Here is a 19,827-nt window from a genome sequence, read left to right as displayed (position 1 = left end):
TGAATGAGTTTTCCTGGCAATCCGATGAATAAAGCCCTCTCCGACCTGTCCTCGCACACGCCGATGATGCAGCAATACTGGCGGCTAAAGAACCAGCACCCTGACCAGCTTATGTTCTATCGCATGGGCGACTTCTACGAGATCTTCTATGAAGACGCGAAGAAGGCCGCCAAGCTCCTCGACATCACCCTGACCGCTCGCGGGCAGTCAGCCGGCCAGGCGATTCCGATGTGCGGCATTCCTTACCATGCGGCGGAAGGTTATCTGGCGAAACTGGTAAAGCTCGGCGAGTCGGTGGTGATCTGCGAGCAGGTCGGCGACCCGGCCACCAGCAAAGGCCCGGTGGATCGCCAGGTAGTGCGGATCATCACCCCGGGCACGGTGAGCGACGAAGCACTGCTCGATGAGCGCCGGGACAACCTGATCGCCGCCGTCCTGGGCGACGAGCGCCTGTTCGGCCTGGCGGTGCTGGATATCACCAGTGGCAACTTCAGCGTGCTGGAAATCAAGGGCTGGGAAAACCTGCTGGCGGAACTGGAGCGCGTCAATCCAGTGGAATTGCTGATCCCGGATGACTGGCCCAAGGATCTGCCTGCCGAGAAACGTCGTGGCGTTCGTCGTCGTGCGCCGTGGGATTTCGAACGTGATTCGGCCTTCAAGAGTCTTTGCCAGCAATTCTCGACCCAGGACCTCAAGGGTTTCGGTTGTGAAAACCTGACCCTGGCCATCGGCGCCGCCGGTTGCCTGCTGGCCTACGCGAAAGAAACCCAGCGCACCGCCCTGCCGCACTTGCGCAGCCTGCGCCACGAACGCCTGGACGATACCGTGGTGCTGGATGGGGCGAGTCGCCGCAACCTGGAACTGGACACCAACCTGGCCGGCGGTCGTGACAACACCCTGCAGTCGGTGGTCGATCGTTGCCAGACCGCCATGGGCAGCCGCCTGCTGACTCGCTGGCTGAACCGCCCGCTGCGTGACCTGAACGTGTTGCTGGCGCGGCAGACCTCGATCACCTGCCTGCTGGACGGCTACCGTTTCGAAAAGCTGCAGCCGCAGCTCAAGGAAATCGGCGACATCGAGCGCATTCTCGCCCGGATCGGCCTGCGCAATGCCCGTCCGCGCGACCTCGCGCGCCTGCGCGATGCCCTCGGCGCGCTGCCGCAACTGCAAGCGGCAATGACCGAACTTGAAGCGCCGCACCTCAACCAACTGGCAGACACTACCAGCACCTACCCGGAGCTGGCGGCCTTGCTGGAAAAAGCCATCATCGACAACCCGCCCGCGGTGATCCGTGACGGCGGGGTGTTGAAAACCGGTTACGACAGCGAACTCGATGAACTGCAATCACTCAGCGAAAACGCCGGGCAATTCCTGATCGACCTCGAAGCCCGCGAAAAAGCCCGCACCGGCCTGTCTCACCTGAAAGTCGGCTACAACCGCATCCACGGCTACTTCATCGAACTGCCGAGCAAGCAGGCTGAATCCGCACCCGCCGACTACATTCGCCGCCAGACCCTCAAAGGCGCCGAGCGCTTCATTACGCCGGAACTGAAGGCCTTCGAAGACAAGGCTCTTTCTGCCAAGAGCCGTGCCCTGGCACGTGAGAAGATGCTGTACGAAGCGCTGCTCGAAGACCTGATCGCCCAACTGCCACCCTTGCAGGACACTGCTGCAGCGCTGGCCGAGCTCGACGTACTGAGTAACCTGGCCGAACGGGCGCTGAACCTCGACCTGAACTGCCCGCGTTTTGTCAGCGAGCCGTGCATGCGGATCACCCAGGGTCGTCACCCTGTGGTTGAACAAGTATTGACCACGCCTTTCGTGGCCAACGACCTGAGTCTCGACGACAACACCCGCATGCTGGTGATCACCGGTCCGAACATGGGCGGTAAGTCCACCTACATGCGCCAGACCGCCTTGATTGTACTCCTGGCACACATCGGCAGCTTCGTGCCGGCGGCCAGTTGTGAATTGTCCCTGGTCGACCGCATCTTCACCCGAATCGGCTCCAGCGATGACCTGGCCGGCGGGCGCTCGACCTTCATGGTCGAGATGAGCGAAACCGCCAACATCCTGCACAACGCCACCGAACGCAGCCTGGTGCTGATGGACGAAGTCGGGCGCGGCACCAGCACCTTCGACGGCCTGTCCCTGGCGTGGGCGGCGGCGGAACGCCTGGCACACCTGCGGGCCTACACGTTGTTCGCCACCCACTACTTTGAGCTGACGGTACTGCCGGAAGCCCAGCCATTGGTGGCCAACGTGCACCTCAATGCCACCGAGCACAACGAACGCATCGTGTTCCTGCACCATGTACTGCCAGGGCCGGCCAGCCAGAGCTATGGCCTGGCAGTCGCGCAGTTGGCTGGTGTTCCGAACGAAGTGATCGTACGCGCCCGTGAGCACTTGAGCCGGCTGGAAGACACCGCCCTGCCCCATGAGGCGCCTGCGCCAGCCAAAGGCAAACCGGCCACGCCGCAGCAGAGCGACATGTTCGCGAGCTTGCCACATCCGGTGCTGGATGAACTGGCCAAACTTGATCTGGACAACATGACGCCACGTCGCGCACTCGAAATGCTCTATACACTAAAGACACGGGTCTAACGCACAGGCTTGCAAGCTGTTAGAATCTCGCGCGGTTTGGGATGCTGCGGGCTATTAGCCTGGCTTGCAGACTATCGCTCCCAAACCTTGCGACCCCTACGTGAAGGGGCGCTGCAAGCCGCGCCTGAGGAGAAAATTAGAAATGACCTTCGTCGTCACCGACAACTGCATCAAGTGCAAGTACACCGACTGCGTAGAAGTCTGTCCGGTGGACTGCTTTTACGAAGGCCCGAATTTCCTGGTGATTCACCCGGATGAGTGCATCGACTGCGCACTGTGCGAACCTGAATGCCCTGCCGTGGCCATCTTCTCCGAAGATGAGGTGCCTGCAGGCATGGAAAACTTTATCGAGCTGAACCTCGAATTGGCTGAGATCTGGCCGAACGTTACCGAACGCAAAGATCCGTTGCCCGATGCCGCTGAGTGGGATGGCAAGCCAGGCAAGATCGAACACCTCGAACGCTGATTATCCCCGCGTTCCTGAAAAAGGCCCCACAAGGGCCTTTTTTTTAAGATCAAAAGATCGCAGCCTTCGGCAGCTCCTACAGGTGCAGGCAAAAAAAAGGGGCGGTATGACCCGCCCACATTTTTTCCCTATTCCCTGTGTTCCTTTTCATCATCCTGATGAATCGCTTCCTGCGATGTCCTTTCCCCTCATCCTTGAAGGGCGTGTCTATCCGTTGACACAACACCGATACTAGAGTTTTTACCGCCAAGAGCAATCGTCCGATCAGGCCCTGATGGCTTGTCACATCCCGTTCATGTTAGAAAATCTGCTTGTTTATCAGTCGGATAAAAAAGACCTGCGAAAAATATGGTCGACTGCCAACCTGTAAAAATAGTGAACACTTACGCAAAGAGTAAGCGAAGACTTACACCCTGAAGCTACAAAGCCGCGCTGGCGTCCCCGAGATCAAAACCAGAATTGCAGATAACAAAAAGCCCCGAACCAGTCGGGGCTTCTTGTTATCCAGCAAACGAATGGCTTATTGAAATAGCGACTCGCTCGATAGCCCGTTTTTCTCCAGGATCTCCCGCAGACGCTTCAGGCCTTCTACCTGAATCTGTCTAACCCGCTCCCGGGTCAGGCCAATTTCCAGGCCCACATCTTCAAGGGTGCTGCTCTCGTGACCGCGCAGGCCGAAGCGGCGTACAACCACCTCGCGCTGCTTGTCGGTCAACTCCGAGAGCCATTGGTCGATGCTTTGAGACAGGTCGTCATCCTGCAGTAGCTCGCATGGATCGGTTGGGCGATCGTCGGTAAGGGTGTCCAGCAGGGTCTTATCCGAATCCGGACCCAGCGAGACGTCGACCGAAGAAACCCGCTCGTTGAGGCCCAGCATGCGCTTGACCTCCGCTACCGGTTTTTCCAGCAGGTTGGCGATCTCCTCGGGTGAGGGTTCATGATCGAGTTTTTGCGTCAACTCCCGTGCGGCCCGCAGGTACACGTTGAGCTCCTTGACCACATGGATCGGCAACCGGATGGTCCGGGTCTGATTCATGATTGCGCGCTCGATGGTCTGACGAATCCACCAGGTTGCGTAGGTTGAGAAGCGGAAGCCGCGCTCAGGGTCGAATTTCTCCACCGCCCTGATCAATCCGAGGTTGCCCTCTTCGATCAGATCGAGCAGCGAAAGGCCCCGATTGACGTAACGTCGGGCGATTTTCACCACCAGGCGCAGGTTACTTTCGATCATGCGTTTGCGCCCGGCCGGATCACCACTTTGCGACAGGCGCGCAAAATGCACTTCTTCTTCGGGGGACAGTAGAGGGGAAAAGCCGATTTCATTGAGGTACAGCTGCGTGGCATCGAGTGCCCGCGTGTAATCGATGTACTTGTGTTGCTTCAATGTCGCGGAGTGTTTGGATTTGGCACGAACGGAAGGTGGAGCCGCCCCTTCATCATTCGACATCGAATCCGTGCCGACGTCGGCCTCCATCAGGAGAACCTCATCGTCGATGTCAAACTCCGGCACTTCTTTACTGAGAGCCATTGTTATAGTCCTTTGGTGAGTTCGACCTCAAGCTCAAGCGGCGCCTTTATCCCTGGCAACGCTGGAGCCTGTCCCCTCTACGTGACGGAACAGGCTGGAAAGCGATCAACGACGCGGCAGGAATTGCAGCGGATCTACAGGTTTACCTTGGCGGCGAATCTCAAAATGCAGTTTCACCCGGTCTGTACCCGTTGACCCCATTTCGGCAATTGTCTGTCCGACCTTGACCTGCTGCCCCTCCCGAACCAACAGCCTGCGGTTATGTCCGTAGGCACTGACGTAGGTTTCACTGTGCTTGATGATGACTAATTCGCCGTAGCCCCTTAAGCCACTCCCGGCGTATACCACCGTCCCATCAGACGCAGCTAAAACAGGCTGTCCCAAATCCCCTGCGATATCAATTCCTTTATTCAAACTACCGTTTGAGGAGAATTTGCCGATTAAAATGCCATTAGATGGCCACCCCCAGCCGGTCGGGGCTGGACCCGGTGGAGGCAGTGGAGTGGGTGCCGGCTTGTTCGCGACGGACGGTACAACCACCGGTGTCGTCGTGGTCGTACCGTCTGCAGAGCGACGGATGACCGTGGTCTTACTTGACGATGAAGGCGAAGAACTGGAGGAGCTGACCACCGTTGTCGGCGTTGAACCGCTGCGTCCATCGAAGCGAATCGTCTGACCCGGATGGATGGTGTACGGCGGCGCTATGTTATTGCGCGCCGCCAGTGCCTTGTAATCCCAGCCGTAGCGAAAGGCGATGGAAAACAGCGTGTCCTTGGGGCGAACGACGTATTGCCCGGTGGTCACGGCCGGACGCTGGGCGGCGGCATTGTTGCGGTCGACAACGCGTACGTCGCTGGATTTGTTACTGGAGCAACCGACCAGCAGGGTGCTCATGACAAGGCCAGTCACCAGGCGCTGAAAGCTCGTTGTACCCATACGCTGCGCTATGACTGTGAGACTCACCCGCCGCTCCCTTTGTGGTGGCTGAAAATGTAATTTGCCGTGTTCCGGCACGAAGTGTCGCAAGTATAACGGGCCGTGCCGGCTTTACCCTTAATGAAGCGAACTCGCTTGGCGCACACGTTTGCTGTCCGCCGAAACAACCCGTTTAACCAATCGACCCCGCTGTAAGACAGAGGCAATCGAAGAGAATTCAGCGCGTTTAAATAAATGCTCAGGCCAGTGGACCATTGAGTAACGGGACGAAGCGCACCGACCCCAGGACACGCCTGGAAAAGCCATGTTCTTCCCGGATGATCAGCATCAATTGTTGCACCTCACCGGAGCCCACCGGGATCACCAGGCGCCCACCCGGGGCCAGTTGATCGAGCAGCGCCTGAGGAACGTCTGTTGCCACCGCCGTAACGATAATGCCGTTGTAGGGCGCCAGTGCTGGCCAGCCCTCCCAGCCATCGCCCCAGCGAAATACCACGTTACGCAAGTTCAGCTCGACCAGGCGTTCCTTGGCCCGGTCTTGCAGCACCTTGATACGTTCCACGGAAAAGACCCGTTCGACCAGTTGCGACAGCACCGCCGTCTGATACCCCGACCCCGTACCAATTTCCATGACCTTGTCCAATGGCCCGGCTTCGAGCAGTAACTCGCTCATGCGAGCCACCATGTAGGGCTGGGAGATGGTCTGGTTATGGCCGATGGGTAGCGCCGTGTCTTCGTAGGCTCGGTGCGCCAATGCCTCGTCGACGAACAGATGACGCGGAGTACGCCGAATGACTTCCAACACCTTGGCGTTGCAAATCCCCTCCTCATACAGGCGCTGGATCAGGCGCTCGCGGGTCCGTTGCGAGGTCATGCCGATGCCGCGACGCATCATGTCGTCTTGTCCACGCGTCATGGTCGCAGGCCCTCCAACCATCCGTCGAGGCTCCTGAAGGCATCATTGAAGGTGCGATCAAGCTGCAAAGGGGTGATGGAAACATAGCCTTGCATTACGGCATGGAAATCGGTGCCAGGACCGCCATCCTCAGCGTCCCCCGCCGCAGCGATCCAGTACCCGGACTTGCCTCGCGGGTCGACCACCTTCATCGGCGCTGCCGCGCGGGCGCGATGCCCGAGGCGGGTCAACTGGATACCGCGGATGTGCTCCAGCGGCAAATTGGGAATGTTCACGTTCAGTACCGTACGCGGTGGCAGCTCGAGATCCGCATGGGCCTCGACCAGTTTGCGCGCAAAGTGGGCCGCCGTGGCCAGGTTGTCGACCTGTCGCGAGACCAGCGAAAAGGCAAACGCAGGCCGCGTCAGGAATCGACCTTCGAGCGCCGCCGCAACCGTACCCGAGTAGAGCACGTCGTCCCCCAGGTTGGCGCCCAGGTTGATGCCGGACACCACCATGTCCGCTTCACGCTCCAACAAGCCGTTGAGGCCCAGGTGCACACAATCGGTCGGCGTGCCATTGACGCTGATAAAGCCGTTGGCAAGCGTGTGTGGATGTAACGGACGGTCCAGCGTGAGCGAACTGCTCGCGCCGCTTTTGTCCTGGTCCGGGGCAACCACCACGCACTCGGTGTAATACGCCAGCGCAGCATAAAGCGCGGCGAGTCCGGGTGCGGTTACCCCGTCGTCGTTAGAAATCAGAATACGCATGGGCTGTCCGTCTGCCCCACCGGCACCAGATCGACAAGCTCGCGCACCAATACGGTGGCGAAGCATCCGGCCGGCAGGACGAATTCCAGTTGCAGAATGTCAGGCGAGGGATAATGCCACGTCAACCCGGCAATGGGCAGCCGCAGGATGCGACGTTCATGGCTCATTCCGGCGTTGACCAACCAATCGCGAAGTTCCACTTCGCGCGCGGCTATCGCCTGCTCCAGTTCATGGACAGCGCCCAGGGCCGGCGAGTCACCTTCGCCCCACTGTGGACCGGTCGGGTGCAGATCGAGAATCGCCAGTCGCGGGTCACTGCATTCAGCTTCGCCGGCCGCAAAGAAGCTGCGGCTGTCAGTGAATGCCAACAGATCGCCGACCTGCGCTTGCTGCCAGGTGCCGTCGGCGACACGCGCCGCCAACACCTGGTTGAACAGAAAACTGCGAGCTGTGGAAAGCAGGCGCGAACGCACGTTGCGCTGCTCCGGCAAGGCCTTGCGCGCAGCCCAGGCGCGGGCGTCGACCACGTTGCCGCCGTCATGCCCAAAGCGCTGGGCACCGAAATAATTGGGGATGCCTTGCTTGGCAATCAGCTGCAGCCGCTCTTCGATGGCAGCCTTGTCACCCGCGAACTGTGTCAGGCGCAAGGTGAAGCCGTTGGCCGAGTGGGCACCGCGTTGCAGCTTGCGTTTATGCCGGCTGGTCTTGAGGATTCTAAGCGTGTCGTTTTCTGCCGCGGACAGATCCGGATCGGCCTTGCCCGGCAGTTGCACGCTGAACCACTGGCGTGTCAGCGCCTGGCGATCCTTGAGTCCGGCGTAGCTGACGGTGCGCAATGACACCCCGGCTGCCTTGGCGATTCGACGTGCCGCCTCTTCAGTATTCAGGCCGCGTTTTTCCACCCAGATCCACAGGTGTTCGCCATCACCGCTCAAGGGAATATCAAGGACTTCATCGACCTGGAAATCTTCCGCGATGGCTTTCAGTACGGCGCTGCCGAGCGGTTCCCCATAGGCCCGCGGGCCGAGCAATTGCAGTTCGTTCATGCGCGCAGCAACAAGGCAACGGAATGCACGGCAATGCCCTCTTCGCGACCGACAAAGCCGAGCTTCTCGGTGGTGGTAGCTTTCACGTTCACTTGATCCAACTCAACTTGAAGATCCGCGGCAATCAGCGCGCGCATCGATTCGATATGTGGGGCCATTTTTGGCGCCTGGGCAACGATGGTGTTATCGACGTTACCGACCTTCCAGCCTTTGGCGTGGATCAATGCGACGACATGACGCAACAGCGCTCGGCTGTCGGCGCCCTTGAATTGCGGGTCGGTGTCCGGGAAATGCTTGCCGATGTCACCCAGCGCAGCCGCGCCGAGCAAGGCATCGCTCAAGGCGTGCAGCAGGACGTCACCGTCGGAGTGAGCGAGCAGCCCGAAGCCGTGTGCAATGCGCACGCCGCCCAGAGTGATGAAATCGCCTTCAGCGAAACGGTGCACATCATAGCCGTGGCCAATACGCATAAAAAAACGCCCCGAATTTTGTCAGGGCGTGATTCTACCTGCATTAGGCACCTAGAGCATGCGCGTGATGCCGCAAGTGTTCATCGATGAAACTGGCGATGAAGAAATAGCTGTGGTCATAGCCCGGTTGCAGGCGCAACGTCAGCGGGTGACCAGCCAGTTTGGTCGCCTGTTGCAAGGCTTCAGGCTTCAGCTGATTAGCGAGGAAATCGTCGCGATCGCCTTGGTCAACCAACAGCGGCAGCTTTTCATCGGCCTCGGCGATTAATGCACAGGCATCCCATTCACGCCATTTCGAACGGTCTTCTCCCAGATAGCGGGAAAAGGCTTTCTGCCCCCACGGGCAATCCATCGGATTGTTGATCGGCGAGAACGCCGATACCGACAGATAACGCCCCGGATTGCGTAAGGCACAGACCAGCGCACCGTGGCCACCCATGGAGTGACCGCTGATGCCGCGTTTGTCCGACGCCGGGAAATGCGCCTCGACCAACGCCGGCAGTTCCTGCACGACATAGTCATGCATGCGATAGTGGCGCGACCAGGGTTCCTGGGTGGCGTTCAGATAAAACCCGGCGCCGAGGCCGAAGTCCCAGGCACCGTCCGGATCGCCCGGCACGTCGGGACCGCGAGGGCTGGTGTCCGGTGCGACGATGATCAGTCCCAATTCGGCGGCCATGCGCATGGCGCCGGCCTTTTGCATGAAGTTCTCGTCTGTGCAGGTCAGGCCGGACAACCAGTACAGCACTGGCAACTTGCCGCCCTGCTCGGCTTGCGGCGGCAGGTACACGGCAAACACCATGTCGCAACCGAGCGTTTCCGAGCGATGGCGATAACGCTTGTGCCAACCACCGAAGCTTTTCTGGCAGGAGATATTTTCCAGGCTCATGACTGACCTCAGAAATGAATGACGGAACGGATGCTCTTGCCTTCATGCATCAGGTCAAACGCCTTGTTGATATCTTCCAGGCCCATGGTGTGGGTAATGAAGGTATCCAGCGGGATTTCACCGGCCTCGGCCATTTCCACATAGCTTGGCAATTCGGTACGACCGCGCACGCCGCCGAACGCCGAACCGCGCCAGACGCGACCGGTGACCAGTTGGAACGGACGGGTGGAAATTTCCTGGCCAGCACCGGCTACACCGATGATTACCGACTCGCCCCAACCCTTGTGGCAGCACTCGAGGGCAGCACGCATCAGTTGCACATTGCCGATGCACTCAAAGGAAAAGTCGACGCCGCCGTCGGTCATGTCGACAATGACTTCCTGGATCGGACGGTCGAAGTCTTTCGGGTTTACACAATCGGTTGCACCCAGCTGCTTGGCGATCTCGAATTTGGCCGGGTTGATGTCGATGGCGATGATCCGTGCCGCCTTGGCTTTAACTGCGCCGATGATGGCCGACAGACCAATACCGCCGAGGCCGAAAATGGCCACGGTATCACCCGGTTTCACCTTGGCCGTGTTCAACACGGCGCCGATGCCGGTGGTGACACCACAACCCAACAGGCAGACTTTTTCCAGCGGCGCTTCCTTGGCGATCTTGGCCACGGAAATTTCCGGCAGCACGGTGTACTCGGAGAAAGTCGAAGTCCCCATGTAGTGGAAAATCGGCTGGCCCTTGTAGGAAAAACGAGTTGTGCCGTCCGGCATCAGGCCTTTGCCCTGGGTTGCGCGAATCGCCTGGCAGAGGTTGGTTTTGCCCGACAGGCAGAATTTGCACTGACGGCATTCCGGGGTGTACAGCGGGATCACATGATCGCCAACCGCCACCGAGGTCACGCCTTCGCCGATCGCTTCGACGATAGCCCCGCCTTCGTGACCGAGGATGGACGGGAAAATGCCTTCCGGGTCAGCGCCCGAGAGGGTGTAGGCATCGGTATGGCAGACACCGGAAGCCACCACGCGCAGCAATACTTCACCGGCCTTGGGCATGGCGACATCGACTTCAACGATCTCCAGAGGTTTCTTGGCCTCGAAGGCAACGGCGGCGCGCGACTTGATCATGGTGATTCTCCAGTGAATAAAAACGAGACAGGGAGTGTAATACATGCCTCAACGATGAATAATCGAGGCAAATGCAAAATATTATTGCTGTACAGGGATAATCCTCCATGTCTGAAAATCGCTGGGAAGGGATCGACGAATTCGTTGCCGTCGCCGAGTGCAGCCAGTTCACCGCTGCCGCTGAACGCCTTGGGGTTTCGTCCTCGCATATCAGTAGACAAATCGTACGCCTGGAAGAGCGCCTGCAAACCCGCCTGCTCTATCGCAGTACTCGCCGGGTCACGCTGACCGAGGCCGGGCAAACCTTCCTGCAACATTGCCAGCGCTTGCAGGATGGCCGCGAAGAGGCCCTGCGGGCGGTCGGCGACTTGACCAGCGAACCCAAGGGCATGCTGCGCATGACCTGTGCCGTGGCGTACGGCGAACGTTTCATAGTACCCCTGGTGACTCGCTTCATGGGGCTTTATCCACAACTTCGAATCGACATCGAACTGAGCAATCGACAACTCGACCTGGTGCATGAAGGCCTGGACCTGGCGATCCGCCTGGGGCGCTTGCAGGACTCACGACTGGTCGCCACGCGCCTCGCTCCTCGGCGCATGTTCCTCTGTGCCTCTCCGTCCTACCTGGAACGCTATGGTCGACCTCACAGCTTGTCGGAACTGAGCCGGCACAATTGTCTTGTTGGCAGTTCGGACCTCTGGCAACTGGAACAGAACGGGCGGGAATTTTCCCAGCGGGTCCAGGGAAACTGGCGGTGCAACAGTGGGCAAGCGGTGCTGGACGCGGCGCTACAGGGTGTGGGGTTGTGTCAGCTGCCGGACTATTACGTGCTGGAGCACCTGAAAAGCGGCGCGTTGATTTCGTTGCTCGAAGCCCATCAACCGCCGAATACAGCTGTTTGGGCGCTGTATCCGCAGCAGCGGCATTTGTCGCCGAAGGTGCGCAAGCTGGTGGATTATTTGAAGGAGGGGTTGGCCGAGAGGCCGGAGTATCGAACCTAAGATCAAAAGATCGCAGCCTGCGGCAGCTCCTACATTGAATGCGGTCTACTGTAGGAGCTGCCGCAGGCTGCGATCTTTTAGCGGCGGTTGGCCCAACGTTGTCTCAACCACTCGAGGTCTTCAGGGCGAGTAACCTTGAGGTTGTCCGACCGTCCTTCAATCAAGCGAGGAGCCAGCCCGGCCCACTCCATGGCGGAAGCCTCATCGGTAATCACGGCTTCAGCCACCAGGCTGTCCGCCAATGCCCGATGCAACGCACCGAGGCGAAACATCTGCGGCGTGTAGGCCTGCCAGATCACACTGCGATCCACGGTTTCGACCACACGACCGTGCTTGTCGACCCGTTTGAGCGTATCCCGCGCCGGAACCGCCAGCAGTCCACCGACAGGATCATCCGCCAACTCCGCCAGCAGCTTGTCCAGATCGTTCCGACTCAGGTTTGGCCGTGCGGCATCGTGAACCAACACCCAATCCTCATCATCGGCACCTTGGGCATGCAAATGCAGCAATGCGTTGAGCACCGATCCGGAACGCTCGGCGCCACCCTCGACCCGTGTTATACGCGGATCGCCGGCAAGCGTCAGGCTCGACCAATAAGGATCATCAACAGCAAGACTGACCACCAGGCCTTTCAGGCAAGGATGATCGAGAAAACAGCCAAGGCTGTGTTCGAGAATAGTGCGCCCGCCCAGTTGCAAGTATTGCTTGGGACGGTCCGCGGCCATACGGGCACCGACGCCCGCGGCAGGAATCACGGCCCAGAAGGCCGGCAGAGACAGGTTCATTGCGCCAACTGGTAAAGGGTTTCACCGTCCTTGACCATGCCCAACTCATGGCGAGCCCGCTCTTCAACGGTCTCCATGCCCTTTTTCAACTCACTGACTTCCGCGTCCATCACGCGATTACGCTCCAGCAATGTCTGGTTCTCGGCCTGCTGATCCGCAATCTGCTGCGTCAGCTCAGCCACTTGCGCCAGACTGCCATTACCCACCCACAGGCGGTATTGCAGGCCAGCCAGCAACAGGAGCAAGACGAGAAACAACCAATTGGGACTGCGCATCGAATATCAGGTATCCAGTGAAAAAAGACAGCCATACCAAAACGTGAAGCTACTGATAGCACGAAGCCTGGAAGAACCAGGCTTGTGCTTTCAAGGCATCAGATTAGTGGCAAAAGCGTCGCTGTTGCGATTTTTCCGACACAATCCGGTGTCTTTTTTACCAGCCAGTGCCGTGCCTCACCAATACGCTCCTTTTTGACGAGTGACTGTTGTTGTCAGACAAGGCGCCGCGACGAGTCATAGCTGGCTATGGCGAGGAGCGGCAACGCAGTATGACGACAACAGGCACCGTCAAAAATGAGCAGTATTGGCGAGGCACGGCACTCTATCAACCGCGGAATTCGCTGCGGCCGTTGTACTTGGCTTTACCGTTCAACTGCTCTTCGATACGCAGCAGTTGGTTGTACTTGGAAACGCGGTCGGAACGGCACAGGGAGCCGGTCTTGATCTGGCCAGCCGAAGTGCCCACGGCCAGGTCGGCAATGGTCGAATCTTCGGTTTCGCCCGAACGGTGCGAGATCACGGCGGTGTAACCGGCGGCCTTGGCCATCTGGATGGCTTCCAGGGTTTCGGTCAGGGTGCCGATCTGGTTGAACTTGATCAGGATCGAGTTGGCGATCTTCTTGTCGATGCCTTCTTTCAGGATCTTGGTGTTGGTTACGAACAGGTCATCGCCTACCAGCTGGGTCTTCTCGCCGATCTTGTCGGTGAGGATTTTCCAGCCAGCCCAGTCGGACTCGTCCAGGCCATCTTCGATGGAGATGATCGGGTAACGCTCGGTCAGGCCTTTCAGGTAGTCGGCGAAACCTTCAGCGGTGAACACCTGGCCTTCGCCGGACAGGTTGTACTTGCCGTCTTCGTAGAATTCGCTGGCTGCACAGTCCAGGGCCAGGGTCACGTCGGTGCCCAAGGTGTAACCGGCGTTGGCCACAGCTTCGGAGATCACTTTCAAAGCGTCTTCGTTGGAAGCCAGGTTAGGTGCGAAACCACCTTCGTCGCCCACTGCAGTGCTCAGGCCACGGGCCTTCAGAACAGCCTTGAGGTGATGGAAAATCTCGGTGCCCATGCGCAGGCCTTCCGAGAAAGACTTGGCGCCAACCGGCTGCACCATGAATTCCTGGATGTCGACGTTGTTATCGGCGTGCTCGCCACCGTTGATGATGTTCATCATCGGAACCGGCATCGAGTAAACACCCGGGGTGCCGTTCAGGTTGGCGATGTGCGCGTACAGCGGCAGGTCCTGGTCCTGTGCTGCTGCCTTGGCCGCGGCCAGGGAAACGGCGAGGATCGCGTTGGCGCCCAGGGAACCTTTGTTTTCAGTACCGTCGAGCTTGATCATCGCCAGGTCGAGGGCTTTCTGGTCGCTTGGGTCCATGCCTTTCAACAGGTCTTTGATCGGACCGTTGATGTTGGCCACGGCCTTGAGTACACCCTTGCCCAGGTAACGGCTCTTGTCGCCATCACGCAGCTCGAGCGCTTCACGCGAGCCAGTGGAAGCACCGGACGGCGCGCAAGCGCTGCCGATGATGCCGTTATCGAGAAGCACATCCGCTTCCACGGTGGGATTGCCACGGGAGTCGAGAACTTCACGACCTTTGATGTCGACGATTTTAGCCATTGTTGTAAACACTCCAAAGTTGACGAAAACGACGCAGCTAGAGGAAATCTTTTACCGTCGGCAAGTGAGTTGCAGCGGGCAGGCTTGCGGACGATAAGGATCAGGCCCGAGGGCCTGAGCATTAAATCGTGCGGTACTTTACCGGAGAATTGAGGATTACGCGGTTTCTACCGTCGGAAAACTCTTCACCAGTTCGTCCAGGGCTTTGAGCTGGGCCAGGAATGGCTCCAGTTTGTCCAGGCGCAAGGCGCAAGGACCGTCGCACTTGGCGTTGTCCGGATCCGGGTGGGCTTCGAGGAACAGGCCCGCCAGGGACTGGCTCATGCCGGCCTTGGCCAGGTCGGTGACCTGGGCGCGACGCCCACCGGCGGAGTCGGAACGACCGCCAGGCATTTGCAGCGCGTGGGTCACGTCGAAGAACACCGGGTATTCGAACTGCTTCATGATGCCGAAGCCGAGCATGTCGACGACCAGGTTGTTGTAGCCGAAGCTCGAACCACGCTCGCAGAGGATCAACTGATCGTTACCCGCTTCCACGCACTTACTCAGGATGTGTTTCATTTCATGAGGTGCGAGGAACTGGGCTTTCTTGATGTTGATCACCGCGCCGGTCTTGGCCATCGCGACCACGAGGTCGGTCTGGCGAGACAGGAAGGCCGGCAGCTGGATGATCTCACAGACTTCAGCGACGACCGCGGCCTGCTCCGGCTCGTGGACGTCGGTGATGATCGGCACGCCGAAGGCTTGCTTGATGTCCTGGAAAATCCGCATGCCCTCTTCCAGGCCGGGACCACGGTAAGAGGTCACGGAGGAACGGTTAGCCTTGTCGAAGCTGGCCTTGAACACGTAAGGGATACCCAGTTTCTGGGTAACCTTCACGTACTCTTCACAGACCTGCATCGCCATGTCGCGGCTTTCCAGCACGTTCATGCCACCGAACAAAACCATTGGCTTGTCGTTGGCAATCTCGATATCGCCTACGCGGATGATCTTCTGCGCCATGGGGTTCAAGCCTTCTTCTGGTGTTGAGCCAAAGCTGCTTTAACGAAACCGCTGAACAACGGGTGGCCGTCGCGAGGCGTCGAGGTGAACTCAGGGTGGAACTGGCAGGCGACGAACCATGGATGATCCGGGGCTTCAACCACTTCAACCAGAGCGCCATCGCCGGAACGGCCGGAGATTTTCAGGCCGGCTTCGATGATCTGCGGCAGCAGGTTGTTGTTCACTTCGTAGCGATGACGGTGACGCTCGACGATCACGTCCTTGCCGTAGCAGTCATGGACCAGGGAACCCGGCTCCAGCAGGCAATCCTGCGCGCCGAGGCGCATGGTGCCGCCCAGGTCCGAGGCTTCGGTACGGGTTTCGACGGCGCCGGTGGCATCTTCCCACTCGGTGATCAGGCCCACGACCGGGTGACCGCTGGCACGATCGAACTCGGTGGAGTTGGCGTCTTTCCAGCCCAACACGTTACGAGCGAACTCGATCACGGCCACCTGCATGCCCAGGCAGATGCCCAGGTATGGAACCTTGTTTTCGCGAGCGTACTGGACGGCAGTGATCTTGCCTTCCACGCCACGCAGGCCGAAGCCGCCAGGCACCAGGATCGCGTCGACGCCTTCGAGCAGAGCGGTGCCCTGGTTCTCGATGTCTTCGGAATCGATGTAGCGCAGGTTGACCTTGGTGCGGTTGCTGATACCGGCGTGGCTCATCGCTTCGATCAGCGATTTGTACGCATCCAGCAGCTCCATGTACTTGCCGACCATGGCGATGGTGACTTCGTGCTCAGGGTTGAGCTTGGCGTCGACCACGGCTTCCCATTCGGACAGGTCGGCACCGCCGCATTGCAGGCCGAAACGTTCGACGACGAAATCGTCCAGGCCCTGGGAGTGCAGGATGCCCGGGATCTTGTAGATGGTGTCGGCGTCTTCCAGCGCGATCACCGCACGTTCTTCAACGTTGGTGAACTGCGCGATCTTGCGACGCGAAGAAACATCGATCGGGTGATCGGAGCGGCACACCAGCACGTCTGGTTGCAGGCCGATGGAGCGCAGCTCCTTGACCGAGTGCTGGGTTGGCTTGGTTTTGGTTTCGCCAGCAGTGGCGATGTACGGCACCAGCGTCAGGTGCATCAGCATCGCGCGCTTGGCGCCGACTTCGAAACGCAACTGGCGGATGGCTTCGAGGAACGGTTGCGACTCGATGTCACCCACGGTGCCACCGATCTCGACCATCGCCACGTCGGCATCGCCGGCGCCCTTGATGATGCGGCGCTTGATTTCGTCGGTGATGTGCGGGATCACCTGGATGGTTGCACCCAGGTAGTCACCACGACGCTCCTTGCGCAGCACGTGTTCGTAGACACGGCCGGTGGTGAAGTTGTTGTTCTGGGTCATGGTCGTGCGGATGAACCGCTCGTAGTGGCCCAGGTCCAGGTCGGTCTCGGCGCCGTCGTGGGTGACGAACACTTCACCGTGCTGGAACGGGCTCATGGTGCCCGGGTCGACGTTGATGTACGGGTCCAGCTTCAGCATGGTGACCTTAAGTCCCCGCGCCTCCAGGATGGCCGCCAATGATGCCGATGCAATGCCTTTCCCCAATGAAGAAACAACACCGCCCGTGACGAATATGTAGCGCGTCATGAAAAACCCTAGAAGTCTGCGTTAAAGCGGTCCGAGCCGCCGGGGAAAGCGAAGGAAGGCCGAAGCCCCCGATCACCTGCATTAATCACAGTGCACCTTTCAAAAAAACCGCCGCGTTGGGACAGACCGGGAAATGAAACACCGGTTCGTTGCTCGCTACACATTTTTTGGAATCGCCCAGCAAAGACTGCTTGGTAATCGGCAACTCCTGCAATTCAGGCGAATCCACAGAAGTTGTATCAAGAAGGGAGCGTAGTCTACCGGAAAGCCCCTTTCAGCTCAAACCTTGATCTTCGCCTGGTGGTTGCCAATGTAAATGCCAGTCACCCTGGGCCTTGCCGTCCAACCCCGGCAGGTTCGCCACCGCCAGCAATTGCTCGCCCTTGTACAGCAGCGGCAATCTGCCGCGCACGAACTGCGGCACCGCGGTTTCATTGAGCAAACGCTTGAGATCGCGATGCCCACGACCCGGCAGAGCCATCACCTCGCCCCCCTCACGATAGCGGATCTGCAGTATGCCTGCGGGGATTTGTCCACTGAGCGTGAGTACGCCGTTATCGGGCAACACCAGCGGCTGCGCGGGTTCAAGCCATGCTCCAGGCGCGGGCACCGCGCGCAACCAGGCACCGGATAACCACCAGATACGCCCACCCGCCCGATGCAGCTGGCCATCGGCGAGGCGCCAGATCGGCCGGGCGTCGCCGGTGGCATCGCGTAAATCGACCCAACCCGACCAATGGTCACTGTCCGGCAGTCGGGTCAGGGGTTCGAGCCAATGGCTGAGCGCATTGCGCTGGCGAGCGGCGGAGAGTTTTTCCAAGGGAGCGAGGTCGAGCGACGGCAGACCCAGCCAATCGAAATCACTTGGCGTGTTCGCCTGGCTCAAGTCGATTTGCGCAAGATCATCGAGCAATCCCTGCGCCTCACTGAGATGCGCAGCACTGCGAGCCATGGTCACGAGTGCCTGTGGCCACCGCGCAGTCAATGCCGGGAACACCTGATGACGCAGGTAATTGCGCGAGAACTGCCGGTCTTGATTGGAAGGATCCTCGATCCAGCTCAGCTTGTGTTCCGATGCATAGGCTTCCAGCTCAGCGCGCGTAACATCGAGCATGGGTCGCAACAGATGCCCTTTTCCCAGAGGACGCTGGCGCGGCATCCCCGACAGACCCCTTACCCCGGCGCCGCGCAACAAGCGAAACAGCAAGGTTTCCGCCTGATCGTCACGGTGCTGGGCCGTCAGCAGCACTTCATCGGCTTGAGTGACCTCACTGAACGCCGCATATCGTGCATCGCGGGCGGCTCGCTCGAGGCTGGCGCCGGGTTGCACTTTCACGCGGACGACGTGCAGCGGCACGCCCAACGCACCACAGACCGACTGACAGTGATCCGGCCATGCGTCGGCCACAGCCTGAAGGCCGTGATGGACATGGATGGCGCTGAGCGCAGGCAGGGACTGGGTTTTCGCGAGGTGTGCGAGAAGGTGCAGGAGGACGGTGGAATCGAGACCACCGGAGAAGGCGATGCGCCAGGTTGTGGCGTTGCGCCACGGCTTTAGATTCAGCAGGAGCCTGGCAGATAGATCGATATTTGAAGGATTCATAGAGATCGATCACTTCACTAGATCCCTGTAGGAGCTGCCGCAGGCTGCGATCTTTTGATCTTGCTTTTTTAAAATCAAAAGATCGCAGCCTGCGGCAGCTCCTACAAGGGTACCGCGAGGTCTGTTACAGACCGTAGCTCATCAGACGCTCGTAACGACGATCCAACAGCGCCTTGTGGTCGAGCTTCTTCAGCATCGCCAGTTGCGTGCTCAGCTCGGCACGGATCGATGCAGCCGCAGCCGCCGGGTCACGGTGAGCGCCACCCAGGGGCTCGCCGATCACTTTATCCACGATACCCAGGCCTTTGAGGCGCTCGGCGGTGATGCCCATGGCTTCAGCGGCGTCCGGGGCTTTCTCGGCGGTTTTCCACAGGATCGATGCGCAACCTTCCGGCGAGATCACCGCGTAGGTCGAGTACTGCAGCATGTTCAGCTGATCGCAAACACCGATCGCCAGCGCACCACCGGAACCACCCTCACCGATCACGGTGGCGATGATTGGGGTTTTCAGGCGCGCCATCACGCGCAGGTTCCAGGCAATCGCTTCGCTCTGGTTACGCTCTTCGGCGTCGATGCCGGGGTAGGCGCCCGGGGTGTCGATGAAGGTCAGGATCGGCATCTTGAAACGCTCGGCCATTTCCATCAGGCGGCAAGCCTTGCGGTAGCCTTCCGGACGCGGCATGCCGAAGTTACGGCGAACTTTTTCGCGTACTTCGCGGCCTTTCTGGTGGCCGATGACCATCACAGGCTGGTCCTCCAGACGGGCAATACCACCGACGATGGCGGCGTCGTCGGAGAAGTGGCGGTCGCCGTGCAGCTCATCGAACTCGGTGAAGATGTGTTCGATGTAGTCCAGGGTATAGGGACGCTTCGGGTGACGCGCCAGACGCGCGATCTGCCAGCTGGTCAGCTTGCCGAAGATGTCTTCGGTCAACGTGCTGCTCTTGTCTTGCAGGCGGGAGATCTCATCGCCGATATTCAGCGAATTGTCATTACCGACCAAGCGCAACTCTTCGATCTTGGCTTGCAGGTCGGCGATCGGCTGTTCGAAATCCAGAAAATTCGGGTTCATAGGCGTCCGTCTTGGGTCGGCGTCCAAGGGAGCTTGGGCCGGCCGGTTGTCTATTCGCGCCCTACCATAAGGGAGAGGCGCGCTAAGGTCGAGATTAAAAATTCTG

18 protein-coding genes are annotated in these 19,827 nt (G+C 59.4%); 3 read left to right on the top strand and 15 right to left on the bottom strand.

The window, feature by feature from the left end:
• The first annotated feature begins 24 nt into the window (after positions 1-24).
• The gene (mutS, locus tag HGP31_RS06095; RefSeq protein WP_033045311.1) at positions 25-2,604 is read left to right on the top strand and encodes a DNA mismatch repair protein MutS; all 2,580 of its coding nucleotides are present in this window, start codon (positions 25-27) and stop codon (positions 2,602-2,604) included.
• Positions 2,605-2,746: 142 nt separating this feature from the next.
• Positions 2,747-3,070 (top strand): ferredoxin FdxA, encoded by a 324-nt coding sequence (fdxA, locus tag HGP31_RS06090; RefSeq protein ID WP_083348328.1) that lies wholly within the window; start codon positions 2,747-2,749, stop codon positions 3,068-3,070.
• A gap of 520 nt (positions 3,071-3,590) precedes the next feature.
• Here fdxA and rpoS read toward each other — a convergent pair.
• From rpoS to HGP31_RS06050, 8 genes are all read right to left on the bottom strand, one after another.
• On the bottom strand, positions 3,591-4,598 hold the full coding sequence (gene rpoS / locus HGP31_RS06085; RefSeq protein ID WP_020795994.1) for an RNA polymerase sigma factor RpoS: 1,008 nt from the start codon (positions 4,596-4,598) through the stop codon (positions 3,591-3,593).
• 105 nt (positions 4,599-4,703) lie between these two features.
• Positions 4,704-5,561, bottom strand: coding sequence for a peptidoglycan DD-metalloendopeptidase family protein (locus tag HGP31_RS06080; protein WP_033040739.1), 858 nt, complete (start codon positions 5,559-5,561; stop codon positions 4,704-4,706).
• Between the two features lie 211 nt (positions 5,562-5,772).
• A complete protein-coding gene (locus HGP31_RS06075; protein WP_173667175.1) occupies positions 5,773-6,408 on the bottom strand; it encodes a protein-L-isoaspartate(D-aspartate) O-methyltransferase in 636 nt (211 codons plus the stop codon).
• A 38-nt stretch (positions 6,409-6,446) separates the two neighbouring features.
• On the bottom strand, positions 6,447-7,199 hold the full coding sequence (surE, locus tag HGP31_RS06070) for a 5'/3'-nucleotidase SurE (protein WP_168757322.1): 753 nt from the start codon (positions 7,197-7,199) through the stop codon (positions 6,447-6,449).
• Positions 7,187-8,245: a tRNA pseudouridine(13) synthase TruD gene (gene truD, locus HGP31_RS06065; RefSeq protein WP_033040735.1), complete on the bottom strand. Its 1,059-nt coding sequence runs from the start codon at positions 8,243-8,245 to the stop codon at positions 7,187-7,189. Before truD ends, surE begins: the two co-directional genes overlap by 13 nt.
• Complete coding sequence (gene ispF, locus HGP31_RS06060; protein ID WP_020795989.1) at positions 8,242-8,715, bottom strand: 2-C-methyl-D-erythritol 2,4-cyclodiphosphate synthase; 474 nt, start codon at positions 8,713-8,715, stop codon at positions 8,242-8,244. Before ispF ends, truD begins: the two co-directional genes overlap by 4 nt.
• A 43-nt stretch (positions 8,716-8,758) precedes the next feature.
• Complete coding sequence (fghA, locus tag HGP31_RS06055; RefSeq protein ID WP_033040732.1) at positions 8,759-9,604, bottom strand: S-formylglutathione hydrolase; 846 nt, start codon at positions 9,602-9,604, stop codon at positions 8,759-8,761.
• Positions 9,605-9,612: 8 nt separating this feature from the next.
• Entirely contained in the window at positions 9,613-10,725 is a 1,113-nt protein-coding gene (locus HGP31_RS06050) for an S-(hydroxymethyl)glutathione dehydrogenase/class III alcohol dehydrogenase (RefSeq protein WP_033040729.1), read from the bottom strand.
• Positions 10,726-10,832: 107 nt separating this feature from the next.
• Here HGP31_RS06050 and HGP31_RS06045 point away from each other — a divergent pair, with 107 nt between their 5' ends.
• Positions 10,833-11,729 carry a LysR family transcriptional regulator gene (locus tag HGP31_RS06045; RefSeq protein ID WP_020795986.1) on the top strand — a complete coding sequence of 299 codons (897 nt, stop codon included), beginning with the start codon at positions 10,833-10,835 and terminating at the stop codon, positions 11,727-11,729.
• 77 nt (positions 11,730-11,806) lie between these two features.
• Here HGP31_RS06045 and ispD read toward each other — a convergent pair whose 3' ends face one another.
• The 7 genes from ispD to HGP31_RS06010 form a co-directional block, all read right to left on the bottom strand.
• Positions 11,807-12,514: a 2-C-methyl-D-erythritol 4-phosphate cytidylyltransferase gene (gene ispD, locus HGP31_RS06040; protein WP_168757321.1), complete on the bottom strand. Its 708-nt coding sequence runs from the start codon at positions 12,512-12,514 to the stop codon at positions 11,807-11,809.
• Complete coding sequence (ftsB, locus tag HGP31_RS06035) at positions 12,511-12,789, bottom strand: cell division protein FtsB (RefSeq protein ID WP_008057335.1); 279 nt, start codon at positions 12,787-12,789, stop codon at positions 12,511-12,513. The genes ispD and ftsB overlap by 4 nt, the downstream gene beginning before the upstream one ends.
• Positions 12,790-13,117: 328 nt before the next feature.
• Positions 13,118-14,407, bottom strand: coding sequence for a phosphopyruvate hydratase (gene eno / locus HGP31_RS06030; protein ID WP_008057334.1), 1,290 nt, complete (start codon positions 14,405-14,407; stop codon positions 13,118-13,120).
• A gap of 156 nt (positions 14,408-14,563) precedes the next feature.
• Entirely contained in the window at positions 14,564-15,409 is an 846-nt protein-coding gene (gene kdsA / locus HGP31_RS06025; protein WP_020795984.1) for a 3-deoxy-8-phosphooctulonate synthase, read from the bottom strand.
• Between the two features lie 5 nt (positions 15,410-15,414).
• Entirely contained in the window at positions 15,415-17,046 is a 1,632-nt protein-coding gene (locus HGP31_RS06020; protein WP_020795983.1) for a CTP synthase, read from the bottom strand.
• 274 nt (positions 17,047-17,320) lie between these two features.
• Positions 17,321-18,649, bottom strand: coding sequence for a tRNA lysidine(34) synthetase TilS (tilS, locus tag HGP31_RS06015; protein WP_168757320.1), 1,329 nt, complete (start codon positions 18,647-18,649; stop codon positions 17,321-17,323).
• Between the two features lie 124 nt (positions 18,650-18,773).
• Positions 18,774-19,721: an acetyl-CoA carboxylase carboxyltransferase subunit alpha gene (locus HGP31_RS06010; protein ID WP_008057327.1), complete on the bottom strand. Its 948-nt coding sequence runs from the start codon at positions 19,719-19,721 to the stop codon at positions 18,774-18,776.
• Between the last annotated feature and the right edge of the window lie 106 nt (positions 19,722-19,827).

The sequence above is a fragment of the Pseudomonas umsongensis genome (assembly GCF_012647205.1).
In the GTDB taxonomy this organism is placed as follows: domain Bacteria; phylum Pseudomonadota; class Gammaproteobacteria; order Pseudomonadales; family Pseudomonadaceae; genus Aquipseudomonas; species Aquipseudomonas umsongensis.
This window is presented reverse-complemented; position numbering and strand designations above follow the sequence as displayed.

Bases quoted from the DNA above. Each gene is read 5' to 3' on its own strand.
- tilS (WP_168757320.1), bottom strand. From the start codon at position 18,649: ATGAATCCTTCAAATATCGATCTATCTGCCAGGCTCCTGCTGAATCTA.
- ispF (WP_020795989.1), bottom strand. From the start codon at position 8,715: ATGCGTATTGGCCACGGCTATGATGTGCACCGTTTCGCTGAAGGCGAT.
- mutS (WP_033045311.1), top strand. From the start codon at position 25: ATGAATAAAGCCCTCTCCGACCTGTCCTCGCACACGCCGATGATGCAG.
- HGP31_RS06045 (WP_020795986.1), top strand. From the start codon at position 10,833: ATGTCTGAAAATCGCTGGGAAGGGATCGACGAATTCGTTGCCGTCGCC.
- HGP31_RS06075 (WP_173667175.1), bottom strand. From the start codon at position 6,408: ATGACCTCGCAACGGACCCGCGAGCGCCTGATCCAGCGCCTGTATGAG.
- HGP31_RS06010 (WP_008057327.1), bottom strand. From the start codon at position 19,721: ATGAACCCGAATTTTCTGGATTTCGAACAGCCGATCGCCGACCTGCAA.
- ispD (WP_168757321.1), bottom strand. From the start codon at position 12,514: ATGAACCTGTCTCTGCCGGCCTTCTGGGCCGTGATTCCTGCCGCGGGC.
- rpoS (WP_020795994.1), bottom strand. From the start codon at position 4,598: ATGGCTCTCAGTAAAGAAGTGCCGGAGTTTGACATCGACGATGAGGTT.
- truD (WP_033040735.1), bottom strand. From the start codon at position 8,245: ATGAACGAACTGCAATTGCTCGGCCCGCGGGCCTATGGGGAACCGCTC.
- HGP31_RS06020 (WP_020795983.1), bottom strand. From the start codon at position 17,046: ATGACGCGCTACATATTCGTCACGGGCGGTGTTGTTTCTTCATTGGGG.
- eno (WP_008057334.1), bottom strand. From the start codon at position 14,407: ATGGCTAAAATCGTCGACATCAAAGGTCGTGAAGTTCTCGACTCCCGT.
- fdxA (WP_083348328.1), top strand. From the start codon at position 2,747: ATGACCTTCGTCGTCACCGACAACTGCATCAAGTGCAAGTACACCGAC.
- surE (WP_168757322.1), bottom strand. From the start codon at position 7,199: ATGCGTATTCTGATTTCTAACGACGACGGGGTAACCGCACCCGGACTC.
- kdsA (WP_020795984.1), bottom strand. From the start codon at position 15,409: ATGGCGCAGAAGATCATCCGCGTAGGCGATATCGAGATTGCCAACGAC.
- fghA (WP_033040732.1), bottom strand. From the start codon at position 9,604: ATGAGCCTGGAAAATATCTCCTGCCAGAAAAGCTTCGGTGGTTGGCAC.
- HGP31_RS06050 (WP_033040729.1), bottom strand. From the start codon at position 10,725: ATGATCAAGTCGCGCGCCGCCGTTGCCTTCGAGGCCAAGAAACCTCTG.
- ftsB (WP_008057335.1), bottom strand. From the start codon at position 12,789: ATGCGCAGTCCCAATTGGTTGTTTCTCGTCTTGCTCCTGTTGCTGGCT.